Source organism: Diaphorobacter sp. LR2014-1 (genome assembly GCF_002916785.1).
GTDB classification, from domain to species: Bacteria; Pseudomonadota; Gammaproteobacteria; order Burkholderiales; family Burkholderiaceae_C; genus Diaphorobacter; species Diaphorobacter nitroreducens.
This window is the reverse complement of sequence record NZ_MTBE01000026.1, coordinates 1-24,831: the sequence shown is the minus strand read 5'-3', so window position 1 is coordinate 24,831 and position 24,831 is coordinate 1. Positions and strand designations below refer to the sequence as shown.

The 24,831-nt window shown below is 65.3% G+C and carries 22 protein-coding genes and 1 pseudogene; 12 read left to right on the top strand and 11 right to left on the bottom strand.

Translation table 11 applies throughout. From position 1 onward, the window contains the following. Window positions 1-18 precede the first annotated feature (18 nt). Complete coding sequence (gene rlmJ, locus BV908_RS15990; RefSeq protein ID WP_011804077.1) at window positions 19-909, bottom strand: 23S rRNA (adenine(2030)-N(6))-methyltransferase RlmJ; 891 nt, start codon at window positions 907-909, stop codon at window positions 19-21. Window positions 910-1,124: 215 nt separating this feature from the next. On the opposite strand from rlmJ, the gene BV908_RS15985 reads away from it, so the two are divergent. The 6 genes from BV908_RS15985 (at window position 1,125) to erpA (ending at window position 5,740) form a co-directional block, all read left to right on the top strand. Continuing rightward, window positions 1,125-3,011, top strand: a complete 1,887-nt coding sequence (locus tag BV908_RS15985; RefSeq protein WP_103738618.1) for a serine/threonine-protein kinase — start codon at window positions 1,125-1,127, stop codon at window positions 3,009-3,011. Between the two features lie 153 nt (window positions 3,012-3,164). After that, on the top strand, window positions 3,165-3,593 hold the full coding sequence (rplM, locus tag BV908_RS15980; RefSeq protein WP_011804079.1) for a 50S ribosomal protein L13: 429 nt from the start codon (window positions 3,165-3,167) through the stop codon (window positions 3,591-3,593). A 10-nt stretch (window positions 3,594-3,603) separates the two neighbouring features. Continuing rightward, window positions 3,604-3,996: a 30S ribosomal protein S9 gene (gene rpsI / locus BV908_RS15975; protein ID WP_011804080.1), complete on the top strand. Its 393-nt coding sequence runs from the start codon at window positions 3,604-3,606 to the stop codon at window positions 3,994-3,996. A gap of 139 nt (window positions 3,997-4,135) precedes the next feature. After that, entirely contained in the window at window positions 4,136-4,852 is a 717-nt protein-coding gene (locus tag BV908_RS15970; protein ID WP_012655620.1) for a DUF6776 family protein, read from the top strand. A gap of 54 nt (window positions 4,853-4,906) precedes the next feature. Then, on the top strand, window positions 4,907-5,305 hold the full coding sequence (locus BV908_RS15965; protein WP_011804081.1) for a polymer-forming cytoskeletal protein: 399 nt from the start codon (window positions 4,907-4,909) through the stop codon (window positions 5,303-5,305). 60 nt (window positions 5,306-5,365) lie between these two features. Then, window positions 5,366-5,740 carry an iron-sulfur cluster insertion protein ErpA gene (erpA, locus tag BV908_RS15960; RefSeq protein WP_103738617.1) on the top strand — a complete coding sequence of 125 codons (375 nt, stop codon included), beginning with the start codon at window positions 5,366-5,368 and terminating at the stop codon, window positions 5,738-5,740. 62 nt (window positions 5,741-5,802) lie between these two features. Here the strand turns inward: erpA and BV908_RS15955 are convergent, their stop codons facing one another. Next, window positions 5,803-6,924: an anhydro-N-acetylmuramic acid kinase gene (locus tag BV908_RS15955; protein WP_103738616.1), complete on the bottom strand. Its 1,122-nt coding sequence runs from the start codon at window positions 6,922-6,924 to the stop codon at window positions 5,803-5,805. A 12-nt stretch (window positions 6,925-6,936) separates the two neighbouring features. After that, a complete protein-coding gene (locus BV908_RS15950; protein WP_011804084.1) occupies window positions 6,937-8,301 on the bottom strand; it encodes a M23 family metallopeptidase in 1,365 nt (454 codons plus the stop codon). A gap of 193 nt (window positions 8,302-8,494) precedes the next feature. Here BV908_RS15950 and tyrS point away from each other — a divergent pair, with 193 nt between their 5' ends. After that, window positions 8,495-9,727 carry a tyrosine--tRNA ligase gene (gene tyrS / locus BV908_RS15945; protein WP_103738615.1) on the top strand — a complete coding sequence of 411 codons (1,233 nt, stop codon included), beginning with the start codon at window positions 8,495-8,497 and terminating at the stop codon, window positions 9,725-9,727. 69 nt (window positions 9,728-9,796) lie between these two features. On the opposite strand, the gene BV908_RS15940 is transcribed toward tyrS, so the two are convergent. Together BV908_RS15940 and BV908_RS15935 are read right to left on the bottom strand one after the other, a co-directional pair. Then, window positions 9,797-10,216, bottom strand: coding sequence for a bacteriohemerythrin (locus tag BV908_RS15940; protein ID WP_246867527.1), 420 nt, complete (start codon window positions 10,214-10,216; stop codon window positions 9,797-9,799). A 260-nt stretch (window positions 10,217-10,476) separates the two neighbouring features. Then, a pseudogene (locus tag BV908_RS15935) lies at window positions 10,477-11,487 on the bottom strand (LysR substrate-binding domain-containing protein). A gap of 224 nt (window positions 11,488-11,711) precedes the next feature. Between BV908_RS15935 and BV908_RS15930 the strand changes: the two are divergent. The 3 genes from BV908_RS15930 to BV908_RS15920 all read left to right on the top strand — a co-directional run bounded on the left by BV908_RS15930 (window position 11,712) and on the right by BV908_RS15920 (window position 14,477). Then, window positions 11,712-12,080: a DUF2917 domain-containing protein gene (locus BV908_RS15930; RefSeq protein ID WP_246867526.1), complete on the top strand. Its 369-nt coding sequence runs from the start codon at window positions 11,712-11,714 to the stop codon at window positions 12,078-12,080. Between the two features lie 191 nt (window positions 12,081-12,271). Continuing rightward, window positions 12,272-13,702, top strand: coding sequence for a bifunctional UDP-N-acetylglucosamine diphosphorylase/glucosamine-1-phosphate N-acetyltransferase GlmU (gene glmU, locus BV908_RS15925; RefSeq protein ID WP_103738613.1), 1,431 nt, complete (start codon window positions 12,272-12,274; stop codon window positions 13,700-13,702). Window positions 13,703-13,706: 4 nt separating this feature from the next. After that, window positions 13,707-14,477, top strand: coding sequence for an ATP-binding protein (locus BV908_RS15920; RefSeq protein ID WP_103738612.1), 771 nt, complete (start codon window positions 13,707-13,709; stop codon window positions 14,475-14,477). A 34-nt stretch (window positions 14,478-14,511) separates the two neighbouring features. Here the strand turns inward: BV908_RS15920 and BV908_RS15915 are convergent, their stop codons facing one another. From BV908_RS15915 to BV908_RS15905, 3 genes are all read right to left on the bottom strand, one after another. Next, a complete protein-coding gene (locus BV908_RS15915) occupies window positions 14,512-14,853 on the bottom strand; it encodes a chaperone modulator CbpM (RefSeq protein WP_103738611.1) in 342 nt (113 codons plus the stop codon). A gap of 2 nt (window positions 14,854-14,855) precedes the next feature. Further along, the gene (locus tag BV908_RS15910; RefSeq protein WP_103738610.1) at window positions 14,856-15,851 is read right to left on the bottom strand and encodes a DnaJ C-terminal domain-containing protein; all 996 of its coding nucleotides are present in this window, start codon (window positions 15,849-15,851) and stop codon (window positions 14,856-14,858) included. A gap of 125 nt (window positions 15,852-15,976) precedes the next feature. Beyond that, a complete protein-coding gene (locus BV908_RS15905; RefSeq protein WP_103738609.1) occupies window positions 15,977-16,468 on the bottom strand; it encodes an Lrp/AsnC family transcriptional regulator in 492 nt (163 codons plus the stop codon). A 136-nt stretch (window positions 16,469-16,604) separates the two neighbouring features. On the opposite strand from BV908_RS15905, the gene glmS reads away from it, so the two are divergent. Further along, entirely contained in the window at window positions 16,605-18,515 is a 1,911-nt protein-coding gene (gene glmS / locus BV908_RS15900) for a glutamine--fructose-6-phosphate transaminase (isomerizing) (protein ID WP_103738608.1), read from the top strand. 655 nt (window positions 18,516-19,170) lie between these two features. Here glmS and BV908_RS15895 read toward each other — a convergent pair. The 3 genes from BV908_RS15895 to BV908_RS15885 all read right to left on the bottom strand — a co-directional run bounded on the left by BV908_RS15895 (window position 19,171) and on the right by BV908_RS15885 (window position 23,320). After that, window positions 19,171-21,870, bottom strand: a complete 2,700-nt coding sequence (locus BV908_RS15895) for a S8 family peptidase (protein WP_210434033.1) — start codon at window positions 21,868-21,870, stop codon at window positions 19,171-19,173. Between the two features lie 3 nt (window positions 21,871-21,873). Next, window positions 21,874-22,884: an AAA family ATPase gene (locus BV908_RS15890; RefSeq protein WP_103738607.1), complete on the bottom strand. Its 1,011-nt coding sequence runs from the start codon at window positions 22,882-22,884 to the stop codon at window positions 21,874-21,876. 121 nt (window positions 22,885-23,005) lie between these two features. Then, window positions 23,006-23,320 (bottom strand): DNA-binding transcriptional regulator, encoded by a 315-nt coding sequence (locus BV908_RS15885; RefSeq protein ID WP_103738606.1) that lies wholly within the window; start codon window positions 23,318-23,320, stop codon window positions 23,006-23,008. Between the two features lie 248 nt (window positions 23,321-23,568). Here BV908_RS15885 and BV908_RS15880 point away from each other — a divergent pair, with 248 nt between their 5' ends. Continuing rightward, complete coding sequence (locus BV908_RS15880; protein WP_103738104.1) at window positions 23,569-24,795, top strand: IS256 family transposase; 1,227 nt, start codon at window positions 23,569-23,571, stop codon at window positions 24,793-24,795. Window positions 24,796-24,831 lie beyond the last annotated feature (36 nt).

Below are 24,831 nucleotides of genomic sequence, written 5' to 3'. Positions count from 1 at the left end.
GCGCCGCTGCCCCGGGGCTTAACCCACCTCCAGCGTGTGGGACGCGTTGCGGTCCTGGGCCAGCAATTGCGCCATCTGCGGCAACGCCTCGCGCAGCACGCCCTGCAGCGTGAAGGGAGGGTTGACCACGAACATGCCGCTGGCCGGCAGGCCGGGCCGGCGCGCGCCTTCGCCGGCCGCAGGGGAGGCCAGTTTGCTGGATTTCACGGTCAGCGTCGCATGCAGCCAGGGCTTGCCCGCCTTCTGGGCCAGCGTCTTGAGCCGGCGCGGCAGATCGTGCGCCTCCGCCCGCGGAATGATGGGGTACCAGACGGCATACACGCCGGTCGCAAAGCGCTTCAGCGCATCCTGCAACAGCGCCTGCACGCGCAGGTAGTCGCTCTTGATTTCATAGCTGGGATCGCACAGTACAAGCGCGCGGCGGGCCGGTGGGGGGATGAACTTTTTGACGCCCTCAAAACCGTCCTCCTGCAGCACGGCCACCTGCCTGCCTGCTTCAAGCTGGGCTATGTTGCCTGCGAGGGAGCGGGCGTCGGTGGGGTGCAGCTCGAACAGTTTGAGCTTGTCCTGGGCGCGCAAGAGGCGCTGCGTGATGAAGGGCGAGCCGGGGTAGACGCGCGTGGCATCGCCCTGGTTGAAGGCGCGCACCATGTCCACGTAGTCCTGCAGCGCGGGTGCCAGGGCGGGAAGAGCCGCTGGCGGCACGAGGCGCAGGATGCCGTCCGCGGATTCGGCGCTGGTGGAGGCATAGTCTCCGTCCAGCCGGTACAGGCCCGCGCCGGCGTGGGTGTCCAGAACGGTCAGGGCCGCGTCTTTCTGTAGAAGGTGTTGCAAGGTGGCAATGAGCACCGTGTGCTTGAGCACATCGGCGTGGTTGCCTGCGTGGAAGGCGTGGCGGTAACTGAACATGCACCCAATGGTAACCAGCGCCATCGCGGGCACAATGCGGGTCCGCCTGGTACGGGAAGTGATGTTTTTGGCAGACAGGATGCGCTTTGTTGCGCGTCGGCCTGGCTGCCTGGCGCATCATGGCGTCCGCTGCGGCGTGCCGCGGTGCTTCCTCCGCTTCCTCGTTAGACTTCGCTGCCCTCGCTGATCCGCATCCCTTGTCCGCAACGCCCTCCATGTCTTCGCTCCCCCCCCGCTTCACGCCCGCCAGCGTCGCGCACCACGTCGACGCCCTCCCGGCGGGCACCCGGTTGGGAGAGTTCGAGATCGTGGCGCTGCTGGGCGTGGGCGGCTTCGGCATGGTGTACCAGGCGTTCGACCATTCCCTGCTGCGTTTCGTCGCGATCAAGGAATACATGCCTGCCGCCCTGGCGGGCCGCGCGGACGGGCATTCGCTCTGGGTGCGTTCCTCGTCGGACGAGCAGTCTTTCCAGGCGGGCCTGGCCTCGTTCGTGGACGAGGCGCGCCTGCTGGCGCAGTTCGACCATCCCTCGCTGGTGAAGGTCTTCCGGTTCTGGGAAGCCAATCACACGGCCTACATGGTCATGCCCCTGTACAGCGGCTTGACCCTCAAGCAGGCGCGCGCGCACATGCGCACGCCGCCCCCCGAGGAATGGCTGCGCAAGGTGTTGTGGTCGGTCACTAGCGCGTTGCGGGTGCTGCACGATGGACAGACGCTGCACCGCGACATCTCGCCGGACAACATCTTCCTGCAGGACCATGGCCCACCAGTGCTGCTGGACCTCGGCGCCGCGCGGCATGCGATCAGCGACCGGGACCAGAAGCACACGGCCGTGCTCAAAGTCAACTACGCGCCCATAGAGCAGTACACGGACGCGGCATCGCACCTGCACCAAGGGCCGTGGAGCGACCTGTATTCGCTGGGCGCCGTCGTGCATGGCTGCCTGTGCAACGACACGCCGCTGCCCGCTACTCTGCGTGCCATACGTGACCGCATGGTGTCGTTCTCCCGCGTAGCACGCACGGTGCGCAAGCAGTTCGGCGTGGAATACTCGCGTCCGTTCGTCGATGCGGTGTCGCAATGCCTGGCGCTGCAGCCGCAAGACCGTCCGCAATCGATCGACGCGTTCCTGCAGACGATGGGCATGACGGCTGCGCCCGCGGGACTGGACGGGTTCGACTTCCGTGCCGAACTGGGCTCCATCTGGGTGGAGCCCTCGAGCAAGGATGCGCAGGGCGTGGCAGTCCCGATGATCGACCTCACGGCGATGTCGCAGCCGCAGGATTCCCGGCCGCAGGCCGCCACCGTTGTGGCGGCGTCGGCTAGCGCGCCGGCAGACCTCATGGTGTCAACCGTGGAGCCTGCGACCGTGTTTGCGGAAACCATTGCCGATGCGGGCGACACGCAGGCCTTCGCAGATACGCGCGAGATGCCGCAACATGACGCGCCGACCGGTACACGCCAACAGACGCACGCGCGCACACCCCGCCCCCAGAAGGCTGCACGCCATGCATCAGCCCCCCGTGTTGCCAGAGCAGGTCATGGCGGACGGGCACGGCTGGTGTGGGGTATGGCTGCCTCCCTGGCGCTGCTGGTCATCGCCAGCAGTCCGTGGTGGGGAGGCCGGGAGAGCGCGCCGCGGTATACCCCCGAAAACGAGATCATCACGGAACTTGCGTCACCAGCGCCAGCACCGGAGCCGGCAGAGGTGGTGATGGTGTCGCATGAGGCGGCGGACCCCGCGTCGGCGGCAATGGCAATGCAGCCAGAGGCTGCGTCGGTGGCTGAGGCCCGGCCGGCGGCCGTCTCCAAACCCCGGCTTGCGCGCAAGGCTGCCGAGGCGACCGCGCCTGCCCCAGCGCCCGCCCCTGTGACTCCGGCTCCCGAGCCGGCGCCACCTCCCCCTGCGCCGTCACGCCCTGCGGTGCCCGCAAGGGTGCCCGGGCCTGACGAGGCCTGCGAGGCATCCAGTTTCTTTGCTCGCCCGTTGTGCATTCACGAGCAATGCCAGAAGCCGGGGCTGGCCAACCATCCCGTTTGCGTGGAAAACCGCCGCCGGCAGGAAGCCGAGGAGCACAGGCGACAGCTTTACTCGCAGTAGGGCACTGCGCAGCGGTCGATTTTGTATAATGGCCGGCTTCGCAGCGATTTTTAGGTCCCGCGGCGAAGCGCACATCCCACCTAAGAGGCTTTCATCAGAAAAGCACCGACCGTGGAAAAGGACCGCCAAACCACCTCTAGAAAAGAGAAACTCATGTCCACATTCAGCGCAAAGCCCGCTGAGGTCGTGCACGAGTGGTTTGTGATTGACGCCACCGACAAGGTGCTCGGCCGGGTAGCCAGCGAAGTTGCCCTCCGTCTGCGCGGCAAACACAAAGCCATTTACACGCCTCACGTTGATACCGGCGACTACATCGTCATCATCAACGCCTCCAAGCTCAAGGTCACCGGCACCAAGTCCCTGGACAAGGTGTACTACCGCCACTCGGGTTATCCCGGCGGTATCACGGCCACGAACTTCCGCGATCTGCAAGCCAAGCACCCCGGCCGCGCGCTGGAAAAGGCCGTCAAGGGCATGCTGCCCAAGGGCCCGCTCGGCTACGCCATGATCAAGAAGCTCAAGGTGTACGGCGGCGCGGAACATCCGCACACCGCTCAGCAGCCTAAAGCGCTGGAAATCTAAGGAGCCTTGAATGATTGGTGAATGGAACAATGGCACCGGCCGTCGCAAGTCCAGCGTCGCCCGCGTGTTTCTGAAGAAGGGTTCCGGCAAGATCACTGTGAATGGCAAAGACATTCAGCAGTACTTCGGCCGCGAAACCTCGATCATGATTGCCAAGCAACCCCTGGCGTTGACCAACCATGTCGAAACCTTCGACATCCAGATCAACGTGCACGGCGGTGGTGAATCCGGCCAGGCTGGCGCTGCCCGCCACGGCATCACCCGCGCTCTGATCGACTACGACGCGACGCTGAAGCCCGCACTGAGCCAAGCCGGCTTCGTGACGCGTGATGCTCGTGAAGTCGAACGTAAGAAGGTCGGTCTGCACTCCGCACGCCGCGCCAAGCAGTTCTCGAAGCGCTAAGCCTCGGCCACTGCCTTGCGTTATGCTGCAGCGCCCCTGGCGTGCTGCAGAGTGCAGAAACCGCCCTTCGGGGCGGTTTTTTGTTTTTGGGCGTTGCCGCGGGCGGCGACCATCCCACTGAAAGAAACGTGCACTGCCCATGCGTTACCGACTGCTGCGCCGCCGCCTCACGATCTCCGCTCCGCGCGTCACCGTGCGCAGCGCGCTTCCGTGGCCGCTGCGCTGGGCGGCCGTGGCCATCGTCCTGGGCCTGTGCGCGGCCATGACGCTGTGGGCCTTCGACCTGGGCAAACGGATCGCCGGGCTGGACGCGGGCAGCCGGGAGGAATTGCAGCGCCTTCGTGCAGAGGTGTCGCAGTTGCGCGAGCACAACCGTCTCCAGCACGAAAAGCAGGAAGCCGCGGGCAGCCTGCGCATAGCCGAGCAGGCGGCCATGGATCGCCTGCTGGAGCAACTGCGGCAACTCGAAGCCGACAACCGTAGCCTGCGGGAGGACCTGGGCTTCTTCGAGAAGCTGACCCCCACCGGCAAGCCTGGCAACCTGACCATCCGCGGGCTGCATGCCGAGACCTTGGAAGGAGGTGGGCAGTTGCGCTGGCAGGTGCTGGCCATGCAGCCCATGCGCAATGCGCCGGAATTCAAGGGCCGGCTGGAACTGCTGCTGGCGGGCACGCTGAACGGGGCGGAGTGGTCCTCCACGTCTCCAGCGGTCATCCAGCCGCTTCAGTTCCGGCAGTACCGGCGGGTTCAGGGCGTGGCGGCCCTGCCGCCGGGCGCCATGGTAAAAACCGTGACCGCGCGCCTGATGGATGGAACCTCGTTGCGCGCGGCCCAGACTTTTTCACTAGAGCCATAGGGCCCGGCTGCGGACCCGCATGGCAATGACTACTACACCCCGAGGGAATACCACATGTTTTCGCGCAAGAAGCCACCCCCGATCAAGAGCCTGATTGCGCAAGGAACGCGCGTGCAGGGCGATGTGCTGTTCGCTGACGGATTGCGGGTGGATGGCGAAGTGATCGGCGACCTGCGGTCTTCGGCTGAACCCAGCATTGTGGTGGTGTCCGAATCAGCAAAGGTGGAAGGTGCGGTGCATGCCGCCCATGTCATCGTCAACGGAACGGTGGAGGGGCCCGTACATGCCACGGAGCTGCTGGAGGTTCAGCCCAAGGCGCGGATCACAGGTAACGTGCATTACAAGGCCCTTGAAATGCACCAGGGCGCGGTGATTGCCGGGCAGCTCTGCCCGGCCGCGCCGCTGCTGCTGGAAGAAAAGCCCACACTGAAACTGGCGTCAAACGCACAGTGAACGGAGCGCTGGGGGGCTATGCCTTACCATCGAAACAAAGACTGACCCAAGGAGCCCTTCATGAGCGCCGTTGCCGAGAACACCACGACCGAGATGCCCGCCCCCATCCTTTTCACCGACAGCGCCGCCGCCAAGGTGGCCGAGTTGATTGCCGAAGAAGGCAATCCTGACCTCAAGCTGCGGGTCTTCGTGCAGGGCGGGGGATGCTCGGGCTTCCAGTATGGTTTCACATTTGATGAAATCACGAACGAAGACGACACCACCATGACCAAGAACGGTGTGTCACTGCTCATCGATGCCATGAGCTACCAATACTTGGTGGGTGCAGAGATCGACTACAAGGAAGACCTGCAGGGTGCGCAGTTCGTCATCAAGAACCCGAATGCCACTTCGACATGCGGCTGCGGCTCCAGCTTCTCCGTGGAAGACCACTGACGCACAGCCCATGAGAATCCGCCGCCTACGGGCGGCTTTTTTATGGCTGCGTGGCAGATTGCTCAGGCGGCGTAGATGGCGCCGAGGATGCGCTCCCCGCGGGCGCCCGTGACCGCGGGCAAGCTGGCTGTCTGGCCGCTGACGCATTGATGCGCCAGCCACGCGAAGGCAGCCGCTTCGACCTGCAGGGGGGGCAGCCCGTGGTGATCCGAGCTTTCGACACGAACCGTCGGTGCCAATTGCTGCAGGCGCTCCATCAGATAGCGGTTCAGTGCCCCGCCGCCGCAGACGATCAACAGCCCGCAGTCCCGTGCGTGCCGTGACAACTCCTGGACGCACGTAAGGGCCGTGTACTCAGCAAGGGTGGCCTGGACATCCTGGGGCGCGGCGCCCACGGCGCTGGCCGCAAGGCGTGTGGCCAGCCATTGCGGATGGAACAGGTCACGCCCTGTGCTCTTGGGGGGCGCAAGGGCGAGGAATGGCTCGTCCAGCATCGCCTCCAGTAGGGCGGGCAGGACATGGCCGCTGCGTGCCCAGGCGCCTTCGTGGTCGTAGGGCTGCCCCGTGTGCCGCTCGCACCAGTGATCCATAAGGGCGTTGGCCGGGCCGCAGTCAAACCCCACGGTGGTCCCGTCGGCCCGCAGGATGCTCAGGTTGGAAATGCCCCCCAGGTTCAGCACCGCCACGGTGCGTCCGGCTTGGCCGAACACGCCGCGGTGGAAGGCGGGCACCAGCGGCGCGCCCTGGCCGCCCGCCGCCACGTCCCGGCTGCGGAAGTCGGCCACGACGGTGATGCCGGTGATTTCAGCGAGCAAGGCGGGCTGGTTGAGTTGCAGCGTGTAGCCCGTGCCATCGAACGCCTGCGGCCGGTGGCGCACCGTCTGCCCATGCGCGCCCAGGGCCTGCACCGCGGCCGCCGTGAGGCCCGCTTGGTCCAGCAGACGGTGGACTACCTTCGCATAGGTACGCGCCAGCGCATTCGCGGCGAGCGCCGCGCGGTGCAGTTCGTCGTGGCCGGTGCTGTTGAGAGCGAGGAGTTCTGCTCTTAAATTAGGAGCTAATGGCGCTGATGCATGCTGGGCTACAGTGCATTTTTGGCCTGAAAAATGCGCGAGCACACCATCCACGCCGTCCAGCGACGTGCCCGACATCAGCCCGATGAACCACCGTGGCGGCGTATCCATGGGCGAAGGGCGTTACTCGGCGCTGGCTTGCAGGATCTGTGCGGCGGAGGACAGCTGCACGCGCATGTTGCCGGCCAGGCGGTCGAATGCCGGACGTGCGGCGGCCGAGACCGGCTGGGCTGCCTCGCTCTGGCGCGCAATAACCATCGGGTCCTTGTGCTCGCCCGCGACGCGGAATTCGAAGTGCAGGTGCGGGCCCGTGGCCCAGCCGGTGGAGCCCACGGCGCCAATCTTCTGGCCCTGCTCCACGCTTTCGCCCTTGCGCACGTCGATGCGGCTCAGGTGCGCGTAGACGGTGACGTGCTGGTTGCGGTGCTTGATGTACACCACGTTGCCGTAGCCGTTCTGCACGCCGGCGAAATCCACCACGCCGTCGCCTACCGTGCGTACAGAAGTACCGGTCGGTGCCGCGAAATCGGTACCCAGGTGCGCGCGCCAGGTCTTGTGGATGGGGTGGAACCGCATCGCAAAGCCGCTGGAGACGCGGGAGAACTCGACCGGCGACGACAGGTAGGCACGGCGCATGCTCTCGCCGTCCAGTGTGTAGTACGAGCCCTTGGTGGCTCCCGGCTCCTGGAACCAGACGGCGCTGTGGGTCTTGTCGCCATTGTGGAACTCGGCGCTCAGCACGCGGCCGCTGCGCAGGGGCTCGCCATCTGCCTCCAGGGTTTCATACACCACCGAGAAGCGGTCTTCCTTGCGCAGGGCGCGCCGGAAATCGATGTCACCGGAGAACACCTCTGCCAGCTGCACGGCGACGGCGTCGGGAATGTTGGCGGCATCCGTTGCCGCAAACAGCGAGCTGCGGATGATGCCGCCCGCCAGGCGGCTGCCCACCGTCAGCGGCGCCGTCTCGATGCGCGAGGCGAAGCTGCCGTCCTGCTGGCGCTCGACCACCAGGCGCTTGAAGCTCCCGCTGTCGTCGGGGGCCCAGCGCGCCGTCAGGCGGGTGAGGCGGTGGTCGTCGGTCGTCTCGGCGGACATCGAGCGGCCAGTGCGTCCCAGTAGGTTCTGCCGCACGTTGGCGTCACTGCGCAGGAAGGCCGAAGCGGCGGGGTCTGCCACGCCCAGGCGCTGCAGGATGCTCTCGGCGGTATCGGCGCTGCGGGTGACGTCGGAGCGGTACAGCGCGTACTGCGGGATGTCCACCAGCGACGACAGCGGTTCGTCTGCCGCCAGCGACTGCACAGCCTGGGTGACGGTGCGCACGGGCAGGTCGGCCGGGTCGGGCGCGAACGAAGCCACTGCGAAGGCACCGCCGCCGCCGGTGAGCAGCAGGGTGGCCACGGCGGCGGTGATGCGTTTTGGATGTTTCTGAACGGACTGCTTCAGTTGGTTGAGCAATACCAGGCAGGCGGTCGTCAAGCCGTTGTTCAAGAGTCTTACCCCAGGCGTCTGTGTGCTTCCAGGCCCCGGGCCAGGGGTCTTAAAGGGCGGGAGGCACTGTCAATGTCGTAGTGCTGTGGAAGGGAGCGAACGCCGGGCGTACGGGCGGCCCACTAGAATCCACGGCTGGAAAGTGCCCGGAAGTATAGTCGTTGGGGCCCTGGCGGCACCCCAAAAAACCCTTATGAATCAATCTGCTGTTACAACATTCTCGGTGACCGATGGTGTAGGACGGGCGCTTGAAGTCTCCCTGCGCGGGGTCGACGAGCTTCTGCCCCAAGAAGAATGGACCCAGAAACTGGCGCGTTCGGAGGCCACGGGCCAGCCGCTGCGCATCAAGCTCGGGCTGGACCCCACGGCGCCGGACATCCACCTGGGCCATACGGTGGTGCTCAACAAGATGCGCCAATTGCAGGACCTGGGCCACCAGGTCATCTTCCTGATCGGCGACTTCACCACGCTGATCGGCGACCCGTCGGGCCGCAACAGCACGCGCCCGCCCCTGACGGCCGAGCAGATCAAGGTCAACGCCGAAACCTACTACACCCAGGCGGCCAAGGTGCTGGACCCAGCGCGTACCGAGATCCGCTACAACAGCGAGTGGTGCGACCAGTTGGGCGCGCGCGGCATGATTCAGCTGTCGGCCAAGTACACCGTGGCACGCATGATGGAGCGCAACGATTTCCACCAGCGCTTCACCGACGGCAGCTCCATCAGCCTGCACGAGTTCCTCTACCCGCTACTGCAGGGCTATGACTCGGTAGCGCTCAGGAGCGACCTGGAGCTGGGCGGCACCGACCAGAAGTTCAACCTGCTCATGGGACGCCATCTGCAGCAAGAATGGGGGCAGGAGCCGCAGTGTGTGCTCACCATGCCGCTGCTGGTGGGGCTGGATGGCGTGGACAAGATGTCCAAGTCCAAGAACAACTACATCGGCATCACGGAGGACGCCAACTCCATGTTCGCCAAGGTGCTCTCCATCTCGGACACCCTGATGTGGGACTGGTACACGCTGCTGTCGTTCAGGAGCCTGGACGAAATCGCCGCGCTCAAGGCCGAGGTGGCGGCAGGCCGCAATCCCAAGGATGCCAAGGTGATGCTGGCCAAGGAGATCACCGCGCGCTTTCACAGCGCCGCACTGGCCGACGCGGCCGAGCAGGATTTCATCAACCGCAGCAAGGGCGGCATTCCCGACGACATTCCCGAAGTCCGCCTGGCGGGCGCGCCCCTGGGCATCGGCGCGCTGCTCAAGCAGGCCAACCTTGCGCCCTCGACCAGCGAGGCCAACCGCCTCATCGACGGCGGCGGCGTGCGCGTGGACGGCGGCGTGGTCAGCGACAAGGGCCTGAAGCTGGAAGCGGGCAGCTACGTGGTGCAGGTCGGCAAGCGCAAGTTCGCGCGCGTCACCCTGGCCTGACGCCCGGCGGGGCGCGACCGCTTACCGCTTTGCCAAGCCACTCCGCGCAGTGGCTTTTTTCATGCCCTTTCAGGCCAGGGCGACGGTGCGTTGCGCCTGCAGCGCCTCGCGCATGAACGGCAGGTAGGCGCGGTGCACCTTGCAGATGTGGTGCACCAGCCATTGCTTGAGGAATTCCAGCGCCTCCAGCATGACCTCCTGCCCGCCGTCGAAGCGCGTCAGCAGATCCATGGCCTTGCGCGTGAAGCCGTCATGCTCGGCCTTATGGACAGGAGTCTCGGCGTAGTCGTGCTGCTGGAACAGCACCTCCTCCACGATGAAGTGGTTGCGCGTGTAGTCCACCAAGCCTTCCAAAATTTCGCCCACGGCGCTGCGGCGCGGGCTCGCCGCGCTCAGTTCATCGTGCAGGGCGTTGGTCAGCGCGACCAGTTGACGGTGCTGGTCGTCGATTTCGGGCAGGCCAAGTTCCAGTTCCGCGGTCCAGGGCATGAAAGGCATACAGGGTCTTCTCTTCTGTCCATTGGTGTTGTCGGGGGCGGGGCATAGCCTGCCGACGGTCGCAGACCTTTGCGTGACAACCCATAGGGGAAGACCATGTCATTCGCATGGATTTGCATGGGCCTTGATCTTCGTCAGACGAAGCGCCCGGCTGCGTGAGCGGTTTGCCACGCATTCCTGGGCAAAAAAAGCCAAACGCGCCCGCCCATCGCGCGCTAGGCGCTATAAATAGAGGAGCAACCGTGCCGCGCTCAGGAGATGTCTTCGACCAGGTCCGTGTCCGGCACTTCGCCGACGGCTTGGCGCGTGGCTTCGGCCTGCAGCAGCAGCCAGGCGCTGAACGCCTGGATTTCGGGGCGCTGGCCGCTGCGCGGGCCGACGACCAGCCAGTACACCAGCGGAGAGTCCAGCCGGTGGCCCGGCAGCACCTCCTACAGGTCGCCCGAGGCGAGGCTTTCCGCGATCAGCGGCATGCGCGCCAGCGCCAGGCCCTGTCCGGCCAGCGCGGCCTGCACGATCTGCTGCGCGTAGTTGAAGTACAGCCAGCGCTTGGGCTGCAGCCGCCCCAGGCCGTGCAGTTCGAACCAGCGCCGCCAGGTGATCCACTCGAAATAGGGCATGCGGTGCGCGTCGCCTGCCTCGCTGAGCGTGAACTGCGCCACGTCGGCCGGCGTGCGGATGGGCGGCATGCTGTTGAGGAGCCAGGGGCTGGCCACCACCGCCAGTTGCTCGCCAAACAGCCGCTGCGCGCCCGCGGCCTGCGTGCCGGGCACGCTGGAGCGCAGGGCCAGGTCCATGTCGGCCGTCTCCAGGTCCACGATGGTGTCGGTTGCGTCGATGCGGATATCGATGTCGGGGTTGTCGCGCTGGAATTCCTCCATGCGTGGGATCAGCCACATGGACGCAAAGCTGGCCCAGGTGGTGATGGCAACGCTCTTGCGCCCCGCCGTCTGGCGCACCAGGCGCACGGCCGCGTCCATGCGCTCCAGCGCGGGTGCCACGGCGCGCTGCAACTGGCCGCCTGCACTGGTGAGCTCCACGGCGCGCGTGTGGCGCAGAAACAGGGGCACGCCCACTTCGTCCTCCAGCGCCTGGATCTGGCGGCTCACCGCCGACTGGGTCAGGGCCAGTTCCTCGGCCGCGGCGCGGAAGTTCAAATGCCGCGCCACGGCCAGAAATGCGCGCCAATGGCCCACGGCCACGGGCCGGGTGCGCAGATGCGCGATGGGAGGAGCGCTGGCGGGCAAGAGGGGGGAGTTCATGGCAGATTGATGACCATTAGGAATCAAAATGCTAGCGCTTTTTCATCGATCGCGCAGCAGGCTGCTCAGGCAGCGGGAGCACTGCTGGCGGTTGCCGTCCCCCGGGGCAATGGGGTGATACCGTGATTGATGCCGTTCCGTAATCGATGAGGCCTTCCGTTTTCATTGGACGGTGCCCGGGCCGCAGTCGCACACTGACGTCACTTCAAAGGGTTTACCAGGAGATGACCGTGACCACCTCGCAAGTTCTGCATTCGCAAGCCTCCAGCGTTCCCGCCGGCGTTGCCGCACCGGAACTGTGCACCATTCCCCAGGGCGCGGCGCGCAGCCTGCACCCCCGCGCGCCGATGCAACTGCGCGTGGTCAGCGGCCTGGCCTGGGTGACCTTGAGCGACGGCCCCCATGGCTGGCGCGAGGATTCGGGGGACCTCATGCTGCACGCGGGCCAGAGCGTGTGCGTGGCCTCCGGCCAGCACGCCGTGGTCGAGCCGATGGGCCGCGAGCCGCTGCAGTTCCAGTGGCGCAGCGCCGCCGCGGTGCGCGCACCGTCAACGCAGTACGCCTCCCCCCGGGGCGATGTCTGCCGCGCCTGACCATCCGGCTATCGCATCAAACTGGCTGCTAGCGCCCGAATGACGGGCGCTAGCAGCTATTTTTTTAGGAGCAATCAGAGGCGGTGGTGCAGCCGCGCCGCAGAGGGGCAGCGCATGGGCGGCGGGATAATGGCGGAGGGCTGCCGGCCTGGGCTGGCAGGACACGACGACCTTCCACTCTCTACACCTTCATGACAGCACTGGACATCATCATCATGGCCGCGGGCAAGGGCACGCGCATGAAAAGCCGCATTCCCAAGGTCTTGCAGCGCCTGGCCGGCCGGCCCCTGCTGCACCATGTGCTGGGCCAGGCCGCCAGCCTGCAGGCGCGCCGCGTGGTGGTGGTAACGGGCCATGGCGCTACAGAAGTAGAAGCTGCTTGCGCAGGATTGGCGGGCCATGAGGGCACTTTTGACTTGAAGTTCGTGCGCCAGGAGCCGCAGCTGGGCACGGGCCACGCGGTGCAGCAGGCCACGCCCGCGCTGGCGGGCGATGGCACGGTGGTGGTGCTGTCGGGCGACGTGCCGTTGACCCAGGCCGCGACGCTGCGCGCGCTGGTCGAGGCCGGGGCGGGCGAGCGCCTTGCGCTGCTCACCGTGCGCCTGCCCGATCCCACAGGGTACGGCCGCATCGTGCGCGGCGAGGGCGGAACGGTGCAGCGCATCGTGGAGCACAAGGATGCAAACGATGCCGAGCGCGCCATCGACGAGGTCTACAGCGGCATCATGGCCGTGCCCGCGCAGCGCCTGGCGGGCTGGCTGGCGCGTCTGACCAACGACAACGCGCAGGGCGAGTACTACCTGACCGACATCGTGTCCATGGCCGTGGCGGACGGCGTGCCCGTGGCGGCCCACTGCATTGGCGATGCGCTGCAGGTGGCGGGCGTGAACAGCCCCGCGCAACTGGCCGAGCTGGAGCGCGCGCACCAGCGCGCCCAGGCCGCGGCACTCATGGAGCAGGGCGTTCGCCTGGCCGACCCCGCGCGCTTTGACCTGCGCGACGATGCGCGCAGCGGCGCGCGCGGCGAAATCCTCTGTGCGCAGGATGTGGAGATCGACGTGGGTTGCATCTTCACCGGCCGCGTGGAACTGGGGGAGGGCGCGCGCATCGGCGCCTACTGCCACATCAGCAACGCCACCATCGCCGCGGGCGCGGTGGTCCACCCCTTTACCCACATCGATGGCGAGAAGGCCGGCGCCCATGTGGGCGAAGGCGCACTGATTGGTCCCTTCGCGCGCTTGCGCCCCGGCGCGCAATTGGGGCGCGAGGTGCACATTGGCAACTTCGTGGAGGTGAAGAACAGCACGCTGGCCGACGGCGCCAAGGCCAACCACCTGGCCTACCTGGGCGACGCCAGCGTGGGCGAGCGCGTGAACTACGGCGCCGGCAGCATCACCGCCAATTACGACGGTGCCAACAAGCACCGTACGGTGATCGAGGCCGACGTGCACATCGGCAGCAACTGCGTGCTGGTGGCGCCCGTCACCATTGGGGCGGGCGGCACGGTGGGTGGCGGCTCCACCATCACCAAGGACACGCCACCCGGGGGGTTGAGCGTGGCGCGTGGCCGGCAGGTGAGCATCGCGAACTGGAAGCGCCCCGCCAAACAGGCCAAGGGTTGAGGCCATGACCGGCGAGGGCATTCCACCGGCGGACACGCTGGCGCAGCTGCGCAGCGAACTGGCCCAGGCGCGCCAGCAGATCAGCGATATGGCGGCGGCGCAGGAGGACTTTCTACGGGGTGTGTCGCACGACCTGCGCGCGCCGCTGCGCCACGTCACCTCCTATGGCGCGCTGGTGCGCGAGGTACTGCAGGAGCAGCCGCCGCAGGTGGACGAGGCGCTGGGTTTCCTGGCCACGATGGAGCAGTCCGCGCGCCGCATGGCGCAGATGATCGACGGGCTGCAGGCCATCGCCCGCGCGCGCAGCGCTGCGCTGCGGCCCCGGGCCGTTGCGCTGACCGTGGCTGTGCAGGACGCTCGGCAGGCTTTGGGTGCGGCGGCCGAAGGCGCGGCATGGAACATTGCGCCGGATCTGCCCGTCGTGCAGGCCGATGCCGAGCTGCTGGCCCAGTTGCTGGTGCAACTGCTGGGCAATGCGGTGAAGTTCTCGCGCGGCGTGGCGCAGCCCCATGTGCAGGTGCAGGCTGAACCTGCGGCGCAGGGCGGTGTGCGCATCACCGTGCGGGACAACGGCGTGGGCTTTGATGGCACGCGCGCGCAGCAGCTCTTTGGCGTGTTCCAGCGCATGCACCGCGAAGCCGAATTCGAGGGCGTGGGCGCGGGTCTCGCGCTGTGCCAGGCGATCGCGCAGCGCCATGGCGCCCGCATCCAGGCCACCGCGGCGCCCGGTGCGGGCTGCACGGTGGCGCTGGAGTGGCCGGCTGCGGCGCAGTAGCGGCCTGCGCTTGCCGCGCTTCCCGCCGCCGCGCTCAAGGCATCGCCGCAGGCAGGCCCAGGCGCGTCTGCAGCTCGCGCAGGCGCTGGCGCAGCGCGGTCACTTCCTCGATCAGGTCTGCCGTCAGTGCGGCCAGCTCGGGGTCGGCGTCAAAAGTGGATTCCAGGCGTGCCAGCCGCCGCGCGCGCACCACACTTGCGCTGCTGAACCGCCAGTGCCCGCCGGCCTGCTCGCCTTGCAGCAAGCCGGCCTCCAGGCGCTCCACAACCCAGTCGGGGCGCATGCAGCAGGTGCGTGCCAGGTCTTCCAGCGTGAGGCGGGGCTGCTCGTCCAGCAGCTCGGCCAGGGCATGATCAACAAATGGGGGCGTGGGCATGCTCAGGCTCCTTGCGTAGAGGGCTTGCGGGGCTGGAATTGCGGGAAGGCCTGCGCGAACGCGCGGTAGGCCTGCTGCTGGGCCTCGTTGGTGGCGGGGGGCAGGGCCACGTGCAGTTCCAGGTACAGGTCGCCGGGCGTGGCGGCGGGAATGCCGCGCTCCTTCAGGCGCAGCTTGCGGCCGGGTTTCCAGCGCGGCGGCACGGTCACTTCCACGGTGGCGCCGCCGGGTGTCTGCACCTCGACGGGGCCGCCCAGTTCGGCCTCCCAGGGCGCGAGGGTAACGGACTGGTACACGTCGCGGTCTTCGGCGCGCCAGCGTGCGTCGGGCTTGAAATGCACCTCCAGGAACAGGTCGCCCGCGGGCGCGCCGCCCAGGCCCGGGCCGCCCTGGCCGCCCAGGCGGATGAGTTGGCCCTCCCGCACCCCCTTGGGGATGTTCACCTGCAACTGGCGTTCTTCATTGACCAGGTGGCCGCTGTCGTCCACCCGCGCGCCGCGCAGCGTCAGCGTGCGCTCGGCGCCCAGGTAGGCATCGCGCAGGTCCAGCTCGATGCTGGCGTGGTGGTCGCGCCCGCGCTGCGGTGAGGTTCTGCCGCTTCCATCATGGGCCGACGGGCCCGCGTGCCGGCTGCGCTGGGCGCGGGCGGCACGGCCGAAGAGCTGCTCGAAAAAGTCGCTGAACTGCGCCGCGTCCATGCCCTCGGCGCCGGGCGTGCCGGTGAATTCGAACCCTGCGTCCCAGTTCGGCGGCGGGCGGAAGTCCTGCCCCGCGCGGTGCGGTGCCTCGCGGCCCAGCGCGTCGTAGGCGGCGCGCTTCTCCGGGTCCGACAACACGGTATTGGCCTCATTCACCTCGGCCATGCGGGCCGCGGCATCGGCCTCCTTGCTCACGTCGGGGTGGTACCGGCGCGCGAGCTTGCGGTAGGCCTTCTTGATGTCGGCGGCAGTGGCGTCGCGTGCCACGCCGAGGATCTGGTAGTAGTCCTTGAACTCCATGCGTCCCTCCATGCATGGCCGGCCCGCAGTGGGCGCGGCCTTGAGGTTCACAGAGTGGAGTCGCTGTCCCGGAAGGTCAAGAGGTCGTGCAGGATTGCTATAAATTCAATAGCTGTTGACGCTTGCTAGATAAGCGCTAGAGGTACTTTTGTTTCAAACTTTGCACGGTGGACCGAGAAGAACGACTTCACGTTGCGCACATTGGCGTCCTGCGTGAACAGCCGCTGCGACAGGGCCAGGTAGCCCGGCATGTCGCGCGTGTGCACGATGAGCACGAAGTCCGGCCCCGGCGAGACACGCCAGCATTGCTGGACCTCGTCTTCGGCGACGGCGCGGGCCTCGAACGCGTCCAGGTGCTCGGCACCCTGGCGGTCCAGTGCAACCTCGACGATCGCAGCCAGCCCGTGGCCCTGCAGCGCGGCCAGGCGGTCGGGCTGCAACAGCGCCACCTGCCGCTCGATCAGGCCCAGGGTGTGCAGCCGCCGCACGCGGCGCAGGCAGGTGGGTGGGGAGACATGCACTTGTTCTGCCATAGCTTGGTTGCTGAGGGAGGCGTCGCGCTGCAGCAGGTCCAGCAATTGCAAATCCACGGCATCCAGCGAGGAATCAGATTCCATAAAAGTGTGTTTTATGAATAAATACTTCTTGGATTATGGCGGAAGAAATTTTTGTTCATATGTAATGAAAATCAGATCAAAAATTTCTTGAGAGGCCGCCTAGCATCTCGCCCATTCTTTCATCGGAGCAGTATTTATGTGCGGCATCGTCGGCGCGGTATCCACCCGCAATATCGTTCCCATCCTGGTGCAGGGCCTGCAGCGGCTGGAGTACCGCGGCTATGACTCCTGCGGCGTCGCCGTGCACAAGGCGAGCCTGGGCGAAATGCCCGCGGGTGGCCTGTACCGTGCGCGCAGCACTGCCCGCGTGGCCGAATTGCTGGCGCAGGTGAACCATGAACACCTCCAAGGCGCCACGGGCATCGCCCACACCCGCTGGGCCACGCACGGCGCCCCCGCCGTGCACAACGCCCATCCCCATTTCAGCCATGGACCCGGTGCCGCGCCGGCGCAGGCAGAGCGCCCCGGCCGCGTCGCGCTGGTGCACAACGGCATCATCGAGAACCACGAGGAGTTGCGCGCCGAGTTGCAGGCGCGCGGCTACGTGTTCTCCAGCCAGACCGATACCGAAGTCATCGCGCATCTGGTGGACAGCCTGTACGACGGCGACCTGTTCCAGGCCGTGCGCGCCGCGACTGCGCGGCTGCACGGCGCGTTCGCCATCGCCGTGATCCACAAGGACGAGCCGCACCGCGTGGTGGGTGCGCGCGCGGGCTCGCCCCTGGTGCTGGGTGTCGGTGAGGGTGAGCACTTCCTGGCCAGCGATGCCATGGCCCTGGCTGGTGTGACCGACCAGATCGTGTACCTGGAAGAGGGCGACCTGGTGGACCTGCAATTGGGCCGTTACTGGATCACCACGGCCGATGGCCAGCCGCTGGACGCCGGCAGCCGCCCCGTGCGCACCGTGCACGCACACAGTGGTGCGGTGGAGCTGGGGCCCTATCGCCACTACATGCAAAAGGAAATCTTTGAACAGCCGCGCGCCATTGCCGACACGTTGCACGGCCTGCAGGGCATCGTGCCCGAGCTGTTCGACGGCGTGGGCCAGCCCGGACAGCAGGGCGCGGCAGCCTGGCGTGTGTTCAAGGAGATCGACTCCGTGCTCATCCTCGCCTGCGGGACCAGCTACTACAGCGGCTGCACCGCCAAGTACTGGCTGGAGGGCATCGCGGGCATTCCCACCCAGGTGGAAGTGGCCAGCGAATACCGCTACCGCACCAGCGTGCCCAACCCGCGCACGCTGGTGGTGACCATCAGCCAATCCGGCGAAACCGCCGACACCCTGGCCGCACTGCGCCATGCGCAGAGCCTGGGCATGCGCCACACGCTCACCATCTGCAACGTGGCCACCAGCGCCATGGTGCGCGAGTGCGAGCTGGCCTACGTCACCCGCGCCGGCGTGGAGATTGGCGTGGCGTCGACCAAAGCCTTCACCGCGCAGCTGGCGGGACTGTTCCTGTTGACCCTGGCGCTGGCGCAGTCGCGCGGGCGCCTGACCGAGGAGGCCGAGGGCAACTACCTGAAAGCCATGCGCCACCTGCCCGCCGCACTGCAGGCCGTGCTGGCGCTGGAGCCGCAGATCATCAGCTGGTCCGAGGACTTCGCGAAGAAGGAGAACGCCCTGTTCCTGGGCCGCGGACTGCACTACCCCATTGCACTGGAGGGTGCCCTCAAGCTCAAGGAGATCAGCTACATCCACGCCGAGGCGTACCCTGCGGGTGAACTCAAGCACGGCCCGCTAGCTCTCGTCACCAGCAGCATGCCGGTGGTGACCGTGGCGCCCAACGACGCGCTGCTGGAGAAACTCAAGAGCAACATGGAAGAAGTGCGCGCCCGTGGCGGCGTGCTCTACGTGTTGGCCGATGCCGATACCCATATCGACAGCAGCGAAGGTCTGCACGTCATCCGCATGCCAGAGCACTACGGCGCCCTGTCGCCGCTGCTGCACGTGGTGCCGCTGCAACTGCTGGCCTACCACACGGCCTGCGCGCGCGGAACGGATGTGGACAAGCCCCGTAACCTGGCCAAGAGCGTCACGGTGGAGTAAGGCCAAGCACGCCGGCGGCATGGTTAATCCGGGCAATTAAAGTCGTAAACTCGCAAATAAAGTCGTAAACAGGCCTCTAGCATTCATGCGGGTTTGCGGGGCGGTCATTTGTAACTGTAAAGTCGTAAACTCGAATTCAACGGGTGAAGAAGACCAATACATGCGAATGTCGCCTAGGTCTGGATTGGACTTTTTGCTATACAAAAAAGAGCGCTCAAGGTGAGCGCTCTTTTTCTTCGGTTTTCCCAGAAGTTCTTGCGGTCCGAGCAGCCCCTAAACGCTCCGATGACTGCAAGAGGCTGCAAGCCGACGCTCAGTCTCGGACGCTGAGCGGCTGCTTCGAACGATAGCTGTCGTCGGCTATTTGGCCGGCCCTTTGCCGTTGTTGCGCCGGGAGTGCAGCACCAGCAGGCCGATTAGCATCTTGTCCTGCCCCTTGTGTAGCTTGACGATCACGTCTTTCTGCTAGCGATGGGCTGTCAAAGCAATCCTTCATCACTGCGCCCTCATCGGGCCGCAGCGGCCCCTTTATCGTGCGTACGATCTAAGGTGTCAACAGCTTCACCGGATCGGTAGGGCGTTCAGCTTTTTTCCCGGCCAGTTGCTTCTTAAAGTCAACCAACTCTGTCTCCTATTTTGGATCTGTGTCCGCGGGTCACTCAGTCGCTTCGACTTCCACTTCGACCTCGTTGCCCTCGATCTCGACTTCGGTCTGGGCCTGAAGTTCGGCTATTGCTGCGCGCAGCGGTTCATAGATCGTGATTTCGCCGCCCAGGATTTCAAAGGTCACCGCGAGCACATAGCGCGCCGTCGAGTCCGGGTCATGACTCCAACCCTGATGGCCGACCACGGCGATGCAGAAGTGGTCGGGAAGGCTGTTCGAGCGGACGACCGCCCAGTCCTTCTGCACCGTCCCGCTGTTGCGCTTGAAGTCGCGGATCAGGCCATCCTGGGGCTTGTCATGCAGCACCCAAGGCAGCGTGGTGCCAGGCAGCGGCGCCTCGCCGTTTGCCGCGTCCTTCATAGCGCGCACTCGGAAATCATGCAGCCCCTCGCCCAGCCTGCTGGCCTTCCAATCGACCCAGGTTGAAAGATACCGGCGCAGGTTGCGGCGCGTGCGCCGCGGCTGGGCGACGTAGGACATGGTCACGTCAATCCGGATATCGAATTCATCGGCCTGCTGACGCAGCTCGGCGGGAATAGGCACTTGATAGATGTGACACTCACCGGCATGTATACCGATCTCCCTGCTCGTAATGAGTGTCGTTCGATGGTCAGTATTGGTAGTGGCTCGTTCCGCATCCGGAATACCGAAACCCAAGCTGCGTAAAGCACTAGACGCCGAGGCGAGTAGAGCCTGCTTTTCTTGAGGCGTCATGCCGGGCGGCGGATTGCGCAAACGTGTCAGCAGGTCTTCTGCCCACGCCGGCCACTGCGCTGATTGCACGACGAGTGCGCGGTACAGCAGCGCCGGCTCAGCAGGCAGGACACGCTGTATTTGGGCGGCAATGCGCGCGACCTTCGGCACTGCATAAGAGGTGCCGGCAGTGTCACGGTCAGCTGCGGGTCCGGGACCATACAGCGTCGAGCGGACGAGATAGGGGCAAGCGGCAGGGATGACGCCACCGGCCTGTAGGTCGGGCGGCTCATTGTTTGAGAGAGCGGCATCGCCGCCATACTCCACAACTTCAGGCTTGATGACGTTCCAGATGCCAGGGCCCGTCCGCGAGAATGCAGACGGACCTGCAGGCTGCGTAGCGAAGGTGCGCCATGCCCCTTGCTCTGCCGCGTCATAGACGATTGAGCCAACGGTCAATGCCTGCAGGCTTTGACCTGGGTTAGCGATGCGGGCTGAGCTTTCCACCAGGTAAGCCGGGTAGTCGCGGCCGGCGGTCAGATGGTCGGCGATGCCCAGGAATGGCGGCGTGCCTTTCAGCGGCAGGTTGCCGGCGCTTTGCACGATGAGCACATCCCGTTCATTGCACAACTGGTCAATCTCCGCCGCCCACGACGACATGTAGCGCGTGCGACAGTAGCTGCGCGCGTTGATTGAATGATTGAAGATGCGGGTCTGACGCGGGCTGTCGTTGAAGCGTTCGACCGCCTTGCGCAGCGCCTCGGGCGGGAACAACTCGACCGGCATCGCATTCTGGGCATCGAGCACGCGGGCGTTTTGAATCCAGAACGGCAACTGCGGTGCGCCGTCAGCCGGAATATCTTCGCCATAAAGCACTGCGCCAGCGACGCGTGTGCCGTGGCCACCTGGCGCGACTTCATCGGCGACGGCTGTCGCTGCTTGACCCGGTAGGAAGCAATATGAGGTTGCTTGATCGATACCCGGCTGGAGCATGACGTGCGCTTCTTGGATACCGCTGTCGATGACACAGACGGCGGGCGCATCAGCGGCGGGTGCGACCGGCGCGACGGCGGTTGCCGCTTGCACGCCTTGCTGGCTCAGGTGCTGGGGCAGCGCGATATCTTCCGGTTCGACGACTTCGAAGATGTAGGGATAGTTCAGGACGAAGTCCTTCAGCCCCTTGCCCGAGATTTTCAGCCGAACCGTAAAGCTGTCAGGCAAGACGCCCGCGTCGAAGTCGGCGCTATCCCGCATGTGCAGGATTTCGGCTTGGTAGAAATCTGTGAACTTCTGGATGGAAGTCTCGCGTTCGATCTTGATGTCGTCCCACTCGTTGTACGCACTGGCCCGCCGCTCAGACCATTCATACTCCTTGGCCGCCCACTGGGCGTCAGTCGCGCGCTTGCCTCGCACCGGACGAGGCGGAATTTCCTGCGTGCCGGCACAGGCGATGCCAACGTCAACGATGTAGAGCTGGTCTTCGTCGATGTAGCCCCACGAAGCTATCAACTGGTCGGAAAGGATGCGGCCCAGCCGGTCTGTCTGGTTGGGATCGTCGAACAGCGTGTGGACCTCGGCGATGGTCGCCGAGCCGTGCACGGTGACAGCAAATCCCCGGGCCATGTTGCGGAACGCCGTCAGCTGAATGTCCTCAGACGCCACAATCACATAGCCGTCTTCCTGTTCCGCCACGATCTCGAATTCGAATTTGGCGCGCAGCGCGTCTAGGTCGAGGCCGGTGTCGATCTGCAGCAGGATGGGAATGCCCGCCGGGATGTCGGGCAAGACCAGCCCTGCCGCCAGTCGCTGCGCCTTGCGGGCCTGCCAGTTCTGACTGAGCGCCTGCGCCGCCGTGTCCAGGGCGACGCTGTGCGCTTGGCGTTGCGCTCCCTTATTGGCGAGCGTTTGCGGCGACGGATCGCCGCCTCCGCGCAGGCGCGCTTTGCCTTGATAGCGCAGTAGCAGTGGCAGGTGTTCAAAGTTGTGCGCACCCGGCATGGCTTAGGCTTTCTGCGCTGCGTCATGCCGCTGAAGCTCGTCGATGGCCTTAAGCAGCTTGTCTTGCGACAGGGAGGGGTGGCCGGCCAGCACGGCAGCTTTGGCGGCGTCCTGGCCGGCCTTCACGACCATCGCGGCAGACGATCCTTCGAGTCTGGTAACTAGAGCATCCCAGTGGATAGGTTTGTCCATCCGCACGCTGGAGAGCGTCAACTTAAGCAACTTCTCGATCTCTGCTTTTCCAGGCAGCGGGATTGCGAAGACATCGTCAAAGCGTCTGAACAGCGCCGGGTCCAATGCGGACTCCAAATTCGTCGTCGCGACCAGTAGGCCCGGCGCGTCGTATTCCTCCATCAGTTGCAGCAAGGAGTTGACGATGCGAGAGACTTCGCCGATGTCTTTGGAGGCCGTGCGTGACCGGGCAATAAAGTCGCATTCGTCGAGCAGCAGCACGCAGGGCTTCTCGCGGGCGCTGCTGAAGATGGATCGCAGGTTCTGGGCTGACTCGCCGAAAAAAGACGAAATCAGCACATCGAAGCGCACTTTCATCAGTGGCAAGCCAGTATTCCAAGCCAACCGCTTAGCGCCCAGCGATTTGCCGCAGCCCGGTGGCCCGTATAGCAACACAGTCTTGCGGGGCTTGAGCCCGAAGGTACGCAGCCTGTCACGTGCCGCGTACTCGGCTTCGATGCGGGCGAAGCGCTGCTCTACCGCTTCGGGCAGCACCATGTGGTGTTCCAACTGGTCGTGCGGAATGAGCGTGGCCAGCGTCTCCCCGTGACGCCGGCTCATGGGCAGCTCTTTCAGCGTGCGCTCAATGTCAGCCGACGGAGTCGGCGACGGCGGCGCACGTCTTGTCTTGGGCTGCTTAAGGATGGCCTCCAGCTGCTCAGCCAGTCTGACGTGGCCTGTCTTGCGTTCTGCTTCGACGATCTTGCCGGCAAGCCGGTCCAAGTCGGATTGCGAACCATCGGCAATGGCTCGTACTACTCTTTTCAGAATATCGGCGTTCATGCGGTATCACCTTTAATTGCGAGCCGTCGGACGAGTGATAGCACGCAGACAGACTGGATTTCATTGCCGAAGCCTGGTCCGCAAACTTGCGGTCGGATCGAGTGTTGCAGGAGCATCGCAGTCATGCGACAACCTCCAGGCCGCGCTTCTGAACGAGGTGCAGCAGCTTGAGCGCAGTGCCCGCGGGCTTCTTCTGCCCGATCTCCCACTTCTGAACGGTCGAGAGACTTGTGTTCAGCAGGCGCGCAAAAACCGCTTGGCTGACATGAGCGCTTTCGCGGATGCGTTTGATTTCGGCCGGCTCCAATGGCTCGACCGGAGGCAACCACAGCGGGTCGATTTCGCGCAGTGTGACCTGATCCATCACGCCTGCTTTCCGAAGGCCTTTGGTGGTGTCGCGCACGGCTTCAATGACGGGTGACCTCATCTTGCTCATCGCTGTCCACCTCCTCCAGCGTTCCGTCAACTAAACCCGTATCTTATAGCACCTGGTGCTACAGACTCTTAAGCTGGAGTTCCTCAGGAAGGGGCACTGCTCCCAGCGGCCGGTCGCGGTCCGACTGCGGTACTTCGGCCGCCAGGCTCAAATGGCTCCTTACGCTGCATTGCAGAAACGAGGGTGTGCAGAATTTTGTGTAAACGGACAATCCACCGCCGGCGTAAGCCGGCCTGTCCGTAAGCACAATGAACACCAAGAAACACGACGTACCCGAAGAACTGCTGTCTGGCCTGCTGGCCAACTACAAGAAGCCCGAAGACCTCATCGGCGAGAACGGTCTGCTCAAGCAACTTACCAAGCTGCTGGTCGAGCGAGCCCTGGACGCTGAGCTGACTGAGCACCTGGGCCATGAACGCAACGAGGCGGTGGCCAACCCCGCTGGCAACACCCGCAACGGCAAGAGCAAGAAGACCCTCAAGGGCGAGTTCGGCGAATTGCCCATCGAAGTGCCACGCGACCGCCATGGCAGCTTCGAGCCTCAGCTCATCCCCAAGCACCAGACCCGCTGGGCCGGCTTCGACGACAAAATCATCTCGCTGTACGCCCGTGGCATGACGGTGCGCGAGATACAGGCCCACCTCGAAGAGATGTACGGCACCGAGGTCTCACCCAGCCTGATTTCCTCGGTGACAGATGCCGTGGCCGACGAGGTCAAGGCCTGGCAGGCCCGACCGCTGGAGCCGATTTATCCCATCGTCTATCTGGACTGCATCCATGTGAAGGTGCGCGAGGGCGCGGTGCGGGTCAAGGCGGTGTACCTGGCCATCGGCATCACCATGACGGGCGACAAGGAGGTGCTGGGCCTGTGGCTGGCCCAGACCGAGGGCGCCAAGTTCTGGCTGCAGGTGGTCACCGAGTTGCGCAACCGGGGCGTGCAGGACATCTTCATCGCCTGCGTCGATGGGCTCAAGGGCTTCCCTGACGCCATTGAGGCCGTCTTTCCCAAGGCGGTGGTGCAACTATGCATCGTTCACATGGTGCGCCACAGCCTGAACTACGTCTCATGGAAGCGCCGCAAAGAGGTGGCTGCCGACCTGCGCCGCATCTACACGGCCGCCACCGCCGAGGAGGCCGAGCTGATGCTCGGGGAATTCGAGGAGCGCTGGGATGCCGAGTACCTGCCCATTGGCCAGTCCTGGCGCAGGAACTGGAGCCGACTCATCCCGTTCTTTGACTACCCGCCGGAAATCCGCAAGGTCATCTACACCACCAACGCCATCGAGTCGGTGAACATGGGCCTGAGGAAGCTGACCAAGAACCGGGGCTCATTCCCCAGCGATGAGGCGCTGAGCAAGCTGTTCTACCTGGCCCTGCGCAACATCAGCCAGAAGTGGACCATGCCCATCCGGGATTGGAAGGCTGCGCTGACCCGCTTTACCATTCAGTTCGGAGACCGCATCTCCGTCAACTGAAGTCCGAACCGTTTACACAAAAATTCGGACACGCCC